An 11,228-nucleotide genomic window follows, 5' to 3' on the forward strand; every position below is an offset into this window, starting at 1 on the left:
ACGATGACTCTGAACCTGGTAAGTGAGCAGTTACTGACTGCTAACGGCATTAATCAGCAGGACCTATTTTCCCTGTTAGGGCAGCTTTCAGAACGTCGTCTGGATTATGCCGATCTCTATTTTCAGTCCAGCTTTCACGAATCCTGGGTGCTGGAAGACAAAATCATTAAAGATGGCTCCTACCATATCGATCAGGGTGTGGGTGTGCGCGCGGTCAGCGGGGAGAAAACCGGCTTCGCCTATGCAGACCAGATCACGCTGAATGCACTGCGTCTCTCCTCTGAAGCCGCACGCAGCATCGTACGCGAACAGGGAAATGGCAAGGCACACACGCTTTCTGCCGTGATGAACCGTTCGCTCTATCAGGCGGTCGATCCGCTGAGCAGCCTGACACGTGAAGACAAAATTGCCCTGCTGCATCGCGTTGATAAAGTGGCTCGTGCTGCTGATCCGCGCGTGCAGGAAGTCAATGCCAGCCTGACCGGCGTTTACGAGCAGGTATTGGTAGCCGCGACTGACGGCACGCTGGCGGCAGATGTCCGTCCGCTGGTTCGCCTCTCTATTAGTGTCCAGGTGGAAGATCAGGGCAAACGTGAACGCGGCGCAAGCGGCGGCGGTGCGCGTACCGGTTATGCGTTTTTCCTGGCAGATGAAGATGGCGAAGTCCGCGCTGACGCCTGGGCGCGTGAAGCAGTGCGTATGGCGCTGGTGAATCTCTCCGCCGTGGCCGCACCTGCTGGTGCGTTGCCAGTGGTACTGGGTGCGGGCTGGCCGGGCGTGCTGCTGCATGAAGCGGTCGGTCACGGTCTGGAAGGCGACTTCAATCGCCGTGGCACCTCGGTGTTCAGCGGTAAAATTGGTCAGCAGGTTGCGTCTGACCTCTGTACCGTGGTGGATGACGGCACCCTTGAAGGGCTGCGCGGTTCACTGGCAGTAGATGATGAGGGCGTTCCCGGTCAGTACAACATGCTGATTGAGAATGGTGTGCTGAAAGGCTACATGCAGGACAAGCTGAATGCGCGACTGATGGGGGTTAGCCCTACCGGTAACGGACGTCGTGAATCCTACGCGCATCTGCCGATGCCGCGCATGACCAACACCTATATGCTGGCTGGCAAGTCATCGCCGCAGGATATTATTGAAAGCGTTGAGTATGGCCTCTATGCGCCGAACTTTGGTGGCGGTCAGGTGGATATCACCTCCGGCAAATTTGTCTTCTCAACCTCAGAGGCTTATCTGATTGAGAACGGCAAAATCACCAAACCGGTTAAAGGCGCAACGCTGATTGGTTCCGGCATCGAAGCGATGCAGCAGATCTCGATGGTAGGTAATGACCTGGCGCTGGATAAAGGCGTCGGCGTCTGTGGTAAAGAGGGGCAGAGCCTGCCGGTCGGTGTCGGTCAGCCGACCCTGAAGCTGGATAAACTGACCATCGGCGGCACCGCCTGATGTGACCCCAACAACCCGCCGCCTGGCGGGTTGTCAGAATGCTGACAAATCCATAGCCGGATGAACCTGGCAGCAATGCAATAGCTGAAAGCGCAGGGAACACGGGCAGAGGAGGAAAGCGTCCCGCGCCACGGATGGCGCGGGCCGAGCGTGTCAGGGATGACGGATTTTGCGTCTTTCCGATCTGACCGTGTTCCCTTCGCTGGCTGGGTCTTACAACTGGTCGGGACAGATGTTGTCAACAATCTATTGTTAGCTTTTACGATGCTGCTGATACTGTTCAGCCACCTGTTCAAAATAGCCGGTCAGATAATCGATACAGACCTGCACCTTAAGCGGTAACTTATCCTTCTCGGTATAGAGCGCGTAGACCGGGCGCGGATCGGACTGATACTGCGGAAACAGAATATCGATCTCGCCTGCGGTGATCTCATCAATCACCCACATCATCGGCACATAGGCGATGCCATTGCCCGACTTCAGCCAGCGAATCAGCGTCAGGGAATCATTGGTCACAAAACGTCCCTGCGGTGCCAGGCGTGTCACTAATCCTTCCGGCGCAATCAGTTCGAAATTGTTGTCGGGCCGTACGCTATATTCCAGCCAGGAAAAATTATCGATATCACCCGGCTTCTCCGGCGTACCATGCTGCGCCAGATAGCTTTTTGCGGCGCACACCACCATCGGCATCGCACCCAGGCGACGCGAAAATAAGCTGGAATCTTTTAACGCTCCCACCCGAATCACCAGATCCAGACCATCCGCGATCAGATCCGGGGCCGGAACGCCGGTGACCAGATTCACACTCAGCCCCGGATATTCCCGCAGCATATCGCTGGTCATGCCGGCTAACACGTTCTGCGCCATGGTAGAGGAGCTGCCAATTCGCAGTACGCCTATGGGCGTATTGTTAAAAGCGTAAAGCTGTTCATGCACCTGCGTCGCTTCGGCCAGCATACGGCGGCAGCCCTGATAATAGATTTTGCCCGCTTCGGTCAGCCCGATACTGCGGGTACTGCGATTCAGCAGTTTTACCTGCAATGCATCTTCCAGTTTCGCGACGATCTGGCTGATTGATGAGACGCTCAGATGAAGCTGACGCGCCGCAGCGGTAAACGAACCCAGTTCGACCACTTTAGCGAAGACAGACATGCCTTTCAGTCGTTCCATTATTTACTCTGACTTAAAAGTGATTTAGATCACATTCTGTAGAAAACTTATAGTCAGGCGCGTTATTATAAGCGCGCCGGGGTATTTCCCGGTGATTCTTCATTGCCTGATACCCTTCGATGATACGCTATTATTAAGCCAGCTGCGGTTCGGATAACGCTTCCAGAGGGTTTTCCTGCGACATCTGAAGAGGCATGAGTATCCCGGCAAGGTCGAACTAAGGATTTGTGATGAGTGTGCTTCCGGTATTTGTCATGTTTGGGCTCTCTTTTCCGCCCATTTTCATCGAACTTATTATTTCATTGATGCTGTTCTGGTTAGTGAAACGCGTGCTTACGCCGAGCGGTATCTACGATCTTGTCTGGCATCCGGCACTTTTTAATACAGCGCTTTACTGCTGTGTGTTTTACCTTGTCTCCCGTTTATTAGTCTGAGGTTTAAGTGAAAGCACTCATAAGAAAAATCGCGCGCTACGCGATTACTATCCTGCTGGTCATCATCGCAGTGGTCATTATTTTCCGTGCCTGGGTCTTCTATACCGAATCGCCCTGGACCCGTGATGCGCGTTTCGCCGCTGACGTGGTGGCGATCTCCCCTGACGTCACCGGCCTGATTACCGAGGTTCCGGTACACGACAACCAGCTGGTGAAGAAGGGCGATACGCTGTTTGTGGTTGACCGGCCGCGCTATCAAAAAGCGCTCGATCAGGCGCAGGCGGATGTTGAATATTACCAGGCGCTGGTCAGTGAGAAACGTCGCGAAGCCGGGCGCCGTAACCAGCTGGGCACCTCCGCCATGTCGCGCGAGGCTATCGAACAATCCAATAACGATTTGCAAACCAGCGAACATCAGCTGGCGAAATCGGTGGCGACACGCGATCTGGCGAAGATTGACCTTGAGCGCACCACGGTGAAAGCGCCATCCGATGGCTGGGTCACTAACCTGAATGTCTACCAGGGTGAGTTTATTACCCGTGGTTCGGTTGCCGTGGCGCTGGTTCAGCAGCACTCCTTCTATGTACTGGCTTACCTGGAAGAGACCAAACTGCACGGCGTGGAGAAGGGCTTCCGCGCGGAAGTCACCCCACTTGGCAGCAACATCGTGTTGCGCGGCACCGTAGACAGTGTGGCGGCTGGCGTCACCAACAGCAGCAGCTCGGTCGACAGCAAAGGCATGGCAACGGTGGACTCCAATCTGGAGTGGGTGCGTCTGGCGCAACGTGTGCCGGTGCGCATCCGGCTTGATCAGCAGCCCGGCAATCGCTTCCCGGCGGGCACGACAGCGACAGTGGTGATCACCGGTCAGGCCGATCGTCAGCCTGAACAGGTTTCACCGATGGTCCGACTGTTTAATCGCCTGCGTGAGTTTGGTTAAGAGGGCGATATGATCGAGTTCCTGCGGTTCCCGGTAAAGCTCACCTTTGCGCTGGTATTAGCGCTGATGGTGGGTTTTCACTTTAACCTTGAAACGCCGCGCTGGGCGGTGATGACTGCCGGTATCGTGGCCGGCGGCACCGCGTTTGCAGCAGGGGGGGACCCCTATTCTGGGGCGCTGCGCTATCGCGGCGTTTTGCGTATTATCGGGACATTTATTGGCTGTATCGCCGCGCTGACCATCATGATCGCCACTGTGCGTGCACCGGTCGTGATGCTGCTGCTGTGCTGCATCTGGGCAGGACTCTGCGTCTGGCTCTCTTCGCTGATCAAGGTAGAAAACTCTTACGCGCTCGGACTGGCGGGCTACACCGCGCTGATTATTGTGGTGACGGCTAATGCCAGCGGCGGTCTGACGCTGGTGCCACAATATGCGGTAGAGCGCTGCAGTGAAATCGTACTCGGCATTCTGTGTGCCATTCTGGCCGACATGATTTTCTCACCCCGTTCGATTAAAAAAGTGATCGACGCTGAGGTCGATTCGCTGCTGGTGGCACACTATAACCTGCTGCAACTCTGCGTCGCTCACGGTGATAAAGAAGAGGTCGATAAAGCCTGGAGCGCGCTGGTAAGGCGCACCACGGCATTGAACAGTATGCGCAGCCAGCTGATGATGGAGTCCTCACGCTGGAAGAACAGCAATCGCCGTTTGCAGATGCTCAATACGCTGTCACTGACGCTGATTACACAGGCAGCCGAAACCTTTCTGATCCAGAATTCCCGTCCTGATTACATTCCGCCCCAGTATCGTCTGATGGTTGAAAAACCAGCCTCGACCGTTGAAGAGGTGCATAAGCGGATGAAAGTGATGCGGCGGGTGATTGGTGCCAGCGGCAAATCAACGCCGGTCACGCTGGCCAGCTGGGTAGGCACTGCTACCGAATATCTGCTGCTGCTGAAAGGGATCAAAAGTAATAGCCGGATCACCTCGCTGGAAGAGGAGATTCTGCAGCGCGAAGTGGTGATCCAGGCGCGTTCCGCTGAAACGCATCATGCGATGATCAACGGTATCCGTACCTTTGTGGCGACCGCGCTGGGTTCGCTGTTCTGGCTCTATACCGGCTGGACCTCTGGCAGTGGCTGCATGGTCATGCTGGCTGTTATCACCGCACTGGCGATGCGTATGCCCAACCCGCTGATGATGGCAAAGGACTTTCTCTACGGCATGACGGTCGCGGTTCCGCTGGGCGCGCTCTACTTTATGTATGTTCTCCCGGCGACGCAGCAGAGCGCACTGCTGCTCTGCATCGCAATCGGCCTGCTCGGTTTTATCGGTGGTATTTTCATTCAGCGGCGTCAGCTCGGCACGCTGGGGGCGTTGATTGGCACCCTTAACGTTCTGGTGCTGGATAATCCGATGGAATTCCACATTAACGTCTTTCTCGATAACGTTCTGGGCCAGGTCATCGGCTGCTTCGTGGCGATGATGGTGATCCTGCTGATTCGTGATAAATCAAAAGCGCGCACCGGCCGCAAGCTGCTGAATCGCTTTATGTATGCGGCTGTCTCTGCCATGACGACCAATCAGGCGCGCCGGCGTGAAAACCATCTGCCAGCGCTCTATCAGCAACTGTTTCTGCTGCTGAACCTGTTTCCGGGCGATATCAACAAATATCGCATCGCCCTGACGCTGATCATCGGTCATCAGCGGTTACGCGACGCAGAAGTGCCGGTGAATGCCGATCTTTCTGCTTATCACCGGCAGTTGCGTTACACCGCTGACCGGGTGATCTCCGCCAGCAGCGATGACAAGCGGCGTTACTACTTTGAACGTCTGCTGAAAGAGCTGGATGTCTATCAGGAAAAGCTGGCCCATTACGAGGCTCCCGCCAGCGTAACGGAACCGGTAAAACGACTGGCTATGATGCTGGATAAGTACCAGAACACGCTCATCCAAATCTGAATCTGGCCGCTGTGACCTGCAGCGGCCTGCGCAATCCCCACCCATCACAAAATCTGTCGCTTTTGCCAACTATACTCTCCAGACGGAAGAGCAAAACTGACAGGAGCGAATCAATGAAATCACTGCAAGAGAGCGAACTGTTCCGGACCGGCTATTTAGCGGACGGTCAGTGGCATCAGGCGGCTTCTACCTTTGACGTGACCAATCCGGCGACCGGTGAGGTGATTGCACAGGTGGCAAAAGCGGGTAAAGCTGAAACGGAACGGGCTATCGCCGCAGCGGAGCGCGCATTTCCCGCCTGGCGGGCGCAGACTGCAAAAGCGCGCGCTGAAATTCTCACTCGCTGGTACCAGCTGATCATTGAGAACAAGCGCTGGCTGGGACAGCTGATGACGACCGAACAGGGCAAGCCCCTGAAAGAAGCGGAAGGGGAAGTTGAATACGCCGCCAGTTTTATTCAGTGGTTCGCCGAGCAGGCGAAACGGACCAATGGTGAGATTATTCCGCCAGCTAAATCCGGCTCCCGTATTCTGGCAACCCGCGAACCGATTGGCGTTGTGGCTGCCATTACGCCGTGGAACTTCCCGATGGCGATGCTGACCCGCAAACTGGGGCCAGCTCTGGCTGCCGGCTGCACCGGCATTATTAAACCTGCCAATAACACGCCACTCTCCGCCTTTGCCCTGCTGGCGCTGGCGAAGGAGGCAGGTGTGCCTGATGGTGTACTGAATGCGGTAGCCGGTGATACCCATGCTATCAGCGATGCCATCATGGCCAGCAAAGCGGTGCGTAAAATCTCGTTCACCGGCTCCACCCAGGTGGGCAAGCTGCTGATGCGTAATGCTGCCGAAACCATGAAAAAAGTGTCGATGGAGCTGGGGGGTAATGCCCCCTATATCGTGTTTGACGATGCCGATATTGATGCCGCCGTACAGGGCGCCATTGCCAACAAATTCCGTAATGCGGGCCAGGTGTGCGTCAGCGTAAACCGCTTCTACATTCACAATGCTATCTATGATCGTTTTACTCAGCAGCTGGCTACCGAAGTGAACAAGCTGAAGGTGGGCAACGGCATGGAAGAGGGCGTGATTGTCGGGCCATTAATTGAGGCATCGGCGGTGGAAAAGGTTGAGCAGCACGTCAATGATGCGGTAGCAAAAGGCGGCAAATTACTGGCGGGTGGCGAGCGACATGCGCTGGGTGGCAACTTCTGGCAGCCCACTGTGATTACTGAGGCGCACGAAGGGATGCAGCTCGCGCAGGAGGAGACCTTTGGTCCGGTGGCTGCCTGTTTCCGCTTTGATGATGAAGATGACGTCATCCGTCGTGCTAACGATACACCGTTCGGCCTTGCCGCATACTTTTACACCCAGAATCTGCAGCGGGTGTTCCGTGTTTCAGCCGCGCTGGAAAGCGGCATGATTGGCATTAATGAATGTGCCGTATCAACCGAGCTGGCGCCGTTTGGTGGTGTGAAAGAGTCGGGGCTGGGCCGCGAAGGTTCGGTACTCGGCATGGAAGAGTATCTGGAGGTCAAAGCGCTGCACCTGGGCGGTTTGACCTAGCGGACAGTAACGGGCGGCGCAGGTCGCCCGCAGACGGAGCATGGGAGCCGTCAGCATGAAAATCGAGCGTTTTGATTTTAATGAAATTGTCGATCAGGCCCATTTCTTCCGCCAGTTCAGCGAGCGATTTGCGCTGGAGGAGCGCCGCATCTGCGATCTGGATGGATTATGGGATGTGGTGACGGGCGATCTGTTACCGCTGCCGCTGGAGATTGAGTTTGTTAATCTGGGCAGGGGACAGCGACGGCGTTATGGCGCGCTGATTCTGTTATTTGATGAAGCGGAAGAGGAGCTGGAAGGTCAGCTTCACTTTAACGTCAGATAAAACGTCAGATAAAAAAAGGCCCCGGCGAGCGGGGCCAAAGGGTTCGTCATACATCTGACGAGGAATTACTTATAAAGCTGTGCGGTGATGTGATAGTTATCGCCGGTGCGCGCCTCAATAACTTTATAGGCGCTGGCACCCTGTTCATCCGCTTTCTGAGAAAGCTCAGCGCGATAATCCATTGGCGATCCCGCGGTTCCACTGATGGTCACGGTGCCCGCAGGCTGCAGGTTCTGCGTCTGATCGCCGGTGACCAGCTGTGCGGCTGATGCGCCGAACGCCATAACGGAAAGCAGACTGACTGTAGCGATGGTTGTTTTGATATTCATGATTATCTCCTCAATACATTCAACAACCTGCGGTTACTCGTAAAGGCGGGTCGTCGATATCTTCTGACGCCCTTCAGGCGTCATCACGGTTAATTATTTATAAAGCTCAGCGGTGACATGCCAGGTGTTATCCTGGTTGTTTTCGATGATGCGATAGTGGCTTGCGCCCTGGGCATCCGCTTTCTCTGACAGCACCTGACGGATATGCGTCTGGTCGCCATTTCGTCCACCAATGCTGATGGTCTGATTCATTGGCTGCAGACCCTGTGCCTGTTCATTGGACACCAGGCTGGCGGCGTTGGCACCTACTGAGAACAGGGATGCCAGACTCAGTGCAGCGATAGCTAATTTCATTTTCATGGTCAACTCTCCTGAAATTTCTGCTTCAGCTCTCCGGAGCGCAAAAGGGCGCGTCAGACAGAGAGCAGATGGCATTATCGGTTACGCCTTAGTTATACAGTGCGGCGGTAGCGTGATAGTTGCCGTTGTTGTATGCCTCAATCACGCGATAGGCTTTTGCGCCCTGCTGATCGGCTTTGTCGCTGAGTTTCTGTTTGATATCCATCGGCGAACCCGCCACGCCGCTGACACTGATGGTGCCGACAGGCTGCAGATTCTGTGCCTGTGACGCATCAATAGATTCTGCTGCAACAGCACCAAATGAGAGGGCGGAGAGAATGCTCAGGGTAGCAATAGTAGTTTTTACGTTCATAGATTTTTCCTCGTCGTCTATTTTTATCTTTTTATTTAGTGTGATTTGCATCACGAAAAGAAGTATAGAACTAATAACGTCAGAAATTAATACCCCGCTAATAATGTTTTTTTGTGATTCTTTATCCTTATGGCTACTTTTAATAACTTAACGTTATAAAAAAAGGATAAAAAGTAACCTTTAAGCCACTTTTAATTGCAAAAACAGTGAGATAGATCACTTTAACTTTTAGTGCGAAAGTCGGGGGTGTATCGGGCTGGAGTTTGATCTGGATCCGGGCAATGGTGCCGGTTCAGTGATGTAAAGCAGTGTAAAATAGCGCATAAAGTGAAGCAGAGTTATCGATCTGACCAACAGCCGGGCGTGTAAAAGCAGGCTTATTACTTATCCAGAGCGGGTAACTGTCGTGGAAAGGGGTGAGCAGAGAGAACGAACTGACGAACTGACGCATGATGGCCGGTCGTCAGTCCGCGATCAGAGTTCCTGTTCAAACAGGGTGAGGATGGCACCGTGCAGCTGCTTAACGGTGAAGTCACGCGCGCGGGTAATAAAGATTGTGTCATCACCCGCGATGGTACCCAGAATCCCGTGCGACTTACCCAGTGAATCCAGCATACGTGCAATCAGCTGTGCTGCGCCGGGACTGGTATGAATCACTACCAGGGCATCGTTGTAGTCGATATCCAGTACCAGGTTTTTTAACGGGCTGGTGGTGGTCGGCACACCCAGCTCAGCGGGCAGGCAATAGACCATCTCCATCCTGGCATTCCGGGTGCGCACTGCGCCAAACTTGGTCAGCATTCGCGAGACTTTGGACTGATTGATATTTTCAAAGCCCTCGTCCTGAAGCGCCTGAACAATTTCGCCCTGGGAACTGAATTTTTCTTCTTTTAATAAGGCTTTGAAAGCCTTAACCAGATCGTCTTGTTTCGATGGGTTTCGCATAGGTTACCAATAAATAGAGAGAATAACCGCGCATCCGCCCGCGGCAGAGTGGTGATTATGCATTTATATGCATTTTTATGCAATCGTTCGATTGATGAGCAGCGTCCGGGCGGCTAGCGGGCGGCGATAATAGCAAATAAATCCGCTCAGACCAAAACACGCGTCACAGCCCCGGAAGGCGAAGGTTGCAAAGTTGTTATATTATTGGTGGTGTAGTAACAGAAAACGCACGTAGCCGTTCTCTGTCTGACGACGGCAAAGTTGTCGGTCATTCAGGTGCAATGATAAGTAACTTTTGAATCCGGAGATTAAGTGTGAAAACACGTAGAATTAACAACGGATATTTATCATCGCCTGAGCAGTTGATTAAGGTCTGACACAGATAGAATTTCGGCCCATCTCTGCCCCACCTTAATAAGGAGTTAAGAATGAAAGTTGCCGTTCTCGGTGCCGCTGGCGGCATAGGCCAGGCGCTCGCACTTCTGCTCAAAACCCAGCTTCCCGCAGGTTCAGAACTCTCGCTGTATGACATCGCGCCGGTTACGCCGGGTGTTGCCGTTGATCTCAGCCATATTCCTACCGCAGTGGCTATTCAGGGATTCAGTGGAGAAGACGCCACGCCTGCCTTACAGGGTGCCGATGTGGTACTGATTTCCGCTGGTGTCGCACGTAAGCCCGGTATGGATCGCGCCGACCTGTTTAACGTTAACGCAGGCATCGTCCATAACCTAATCGAACAGGTTGCCACAACGGCACCTAAAGCGTTGATTGGTGTCATCACCAACCCGGTCAATACCACCGTGGCCATTGCGGCAGAAGTGCTGAAAAAGCACGGTGTTTACGACAAAAATCGGCTGTTCGGCGTGACCACGCTGGATATCATTCGCGCCAATACTTTTGTGGCTGCATTGAAAGGCAAGCAGCCTGACCAGGTGGAAGTCCCGGTCATTGGTGGCCACTCTGGCGTAACCATTCTGCCGCTGCTGTCGCAGGTTAAAGGCGTCAGCTTCAGCGATCAGGAAGTGGCCGATCTGACCAAACGCATCCAGAACGCCGGCACCGAAGTGGTGGAAGCCAAAGCGGGTGGCGGCTCGGCCACGCTGTCGATGGGCCAGGCAGCCGCACGTTTCGGTTTGTCACTGGTACGCGCGCTGAAGGGTGAAGCTAATGTGGTGGAGTGTGCTTACGTAGAAGGCGAGGGTGAACATGCGCGCTTCTTCTCCCAGCCGCTGCTGCTGGGTAAAAACGGTGTGGCTGAACGCAGGCCGATTGGTACCCTCAGCGCTTACGAACAGCAGGCGCTGTCAGGCATGCTGGATACGCTGAAGAAAGATATCGCCCAGGGCGAAGAGTTCGTTAAACAGTAACTGACGGCTCAGACTTGCAATAACGCCCGG

The 11,228-nt window shown here is 54.3% G+C and carries 12 protein-coding genes; 7 read left to right on the forward strand and 5 right to left on the reverse strand.

Going from position 1 to position 11,228, the window contains the following annotated elements; translation table 11 throughout:
* Positions 1-3 precede the first annotated feature (3 nt).
* Positions 4-1,449 (forward strand): metalloprotease TldD, encoded by a 1,446-nt coding sequence (gene tldD, locus OK409_RS16410; RefSeq protein WP_010256052.1) that lies wholly within the window; start codon positions 4-6, stop codon positions 1,447-1,449.
* 252 nt (positions 1,450-1,701) lie between these two features.
* Here the strand turns inward: tldD and aaeR are convergent, their stop codons facing one another.
* The gene (aaeR, locus tag OK409_RS16415; protein WP_010256055.1) at positions 1,702-2,619 is read right to left on the reverse strand and encodes an HTH-type transcriptional activator AaeR; all 918 of its coding nucleotides are present in this window, start codon (positions 2,617-2,619) and stop codon (positions 1,702-1,704) included.
* A gap of 230 nt (positions 2,620-2,849) precedes the next feature.
* Between aaeR and aaeX the strand changes: the two genes are divergently transcribed.
* The 5 genes from aaeX (at position 2,850) to OK409_RS16440 (ending at position 7,845) form a co-directional block, all read left to right on the forward strand.
* Positions 2,850-3,053, forward strand: coding sequence for a p-hydroxybenzoic acid efflux pump operon protein AaeX (aaeX, locus tag OK409_RS16420; protein WP_010256058.1), 204 nt, complete (start codon positions 2,850-2,852; stop codon positions 3,051-3,053).
* Between the two features lie 7 nt (positions 3,054-3,060).
* Positions 3,061-3,993 (forward strand): p-hydroxybenzoic acid efflux pump subunit AaeA, encoded by a 933-nt coding sequence (gene aaeA / locus OK409_RS16425; RefSeq protein WP_010256061.1) that lies wholly within the window; start codon positions 3,061-3,063, stop codon positions 3,991-3,993.
* Between the two features lie 9 nt (positions 3,994-4,002).
* Positions 4,003-5,955, forward strand: coding sequence for a p-hydroxybenzoic acid efflux pump subunit AaeB (gene aaeB / locus OK409_RS16430; protein ID WP_010256064.1), 1,953 nt, complete (start codon positions 4,003-4,005; stop codon positions 5,953-5,955).
* 113 nt (positions 5,956-6,068) lie between these two features.
* Positions 6,069-7,520, forward strand: a complete 1,452-nt coding sequence (locus OK409_RS16435) for an NAD-dependent succinate-semialdehyde dehydrogenase (protein ID WP_264367230.1) — start codon at positions 6,069-6,071, stop codon at positions 7,518-7,520.
* A 55-nt stretch (positions 7,521-7,575) separates the two neighbouring features.
* Positions 7,576-7,845 (forward strand): hypothetical protein, encoded by a 270-nt coding sequence (locus OK409_RS16440; protein WP_010256069.1) that lies wholly within the window; start codon positions 7,576-7,578, stop codon positions 7,843-7,845.
* 65 nt (positions 7,846-7,910) lie between these two features.
* Here the strand turns inward: OK409_RS16440 and yhcN (OK409_RS16445) are convergent, their stop codons facing one another.
* The 4 genes from yhcN (OK409_RS16445) to argR all read right to left on the reverse strand — a co-directional run bounded on the left by yhcN (OK409_RS16445) (position 7,911) and on the right by argR (position 9,831).
* Positions 7,911-8,174, reverse strand: coding sequence for a peroxide/acid stress response protein YhcN (gene yhcN, locus OK409_RS16445; RefSeq protein ID WP_010256072.1), 264 nt, complete (start codon positions 8,172-8,174; stop codon positions 7,911-7,913).
* 93 nt (positions 8,175-8,267) lie between these two features.
* Positions 8,268-8,534 (reverse strand): YdgH/BhsA/McbA-like domain containing protein, encoded by a 267-nt coding sequence (locus tag OK409_RS16450; protein WP_010256074.1) that lies wholly within the window; start codon positions 8,532-8,534, stop codon positions 8,268-8,270.
* Between the two features lie 88 nt (positions 8,535-8,622).
* Entirely contained in the window at positions 8,623-8,886 is a 264-nt protein-coding gene (yhcN, locus tag OK409_RS16455; RefSeq protein WP_050680384.1) for a peroxide/acid stress response protein YhcN, read from the reverse strand.
* Positions 8,887-9,360: 474 nt separating this feature from the next.
* Positions 9,361-9,831: a transcriptional regulator ArgR gene (argR, locus tag OK409_RS16460; protein ID WP_010256080.1), complete on the reverse strand. Its 471-nt coding sequence runs from the start codon at positions 9,829-9,831 to the stop codon at positions 9,361-9,363.
* A gap of 428 nt (positions 9,832-10,259) precedes the next feature.
* Here argR and mdh point away from each other — a divergent pair, with 428 nt between their 5' ends.
* Positions 10,260-11,198, forward strand: a complete 939-nt coding sequence (gene mdh, locus OK409_RS16465) for a malate dehydrogenase (protein WP_264367231.1) — start codon at positions 10,260-10,262, stop codon at positions 11,196-11,198.
* Positions 11,199-11,228: the final 30 nt, after the last annotated feature.

Source organism: Pantoea sp. RG18 (genome assembly GCF_025910075.1).
GTDB lineage: Bacteria > Pseudomonadota > Gammaproteobacteria > Enterobacterales > Enterobacteriaceae > Pantoea > Pantoea agglomerans.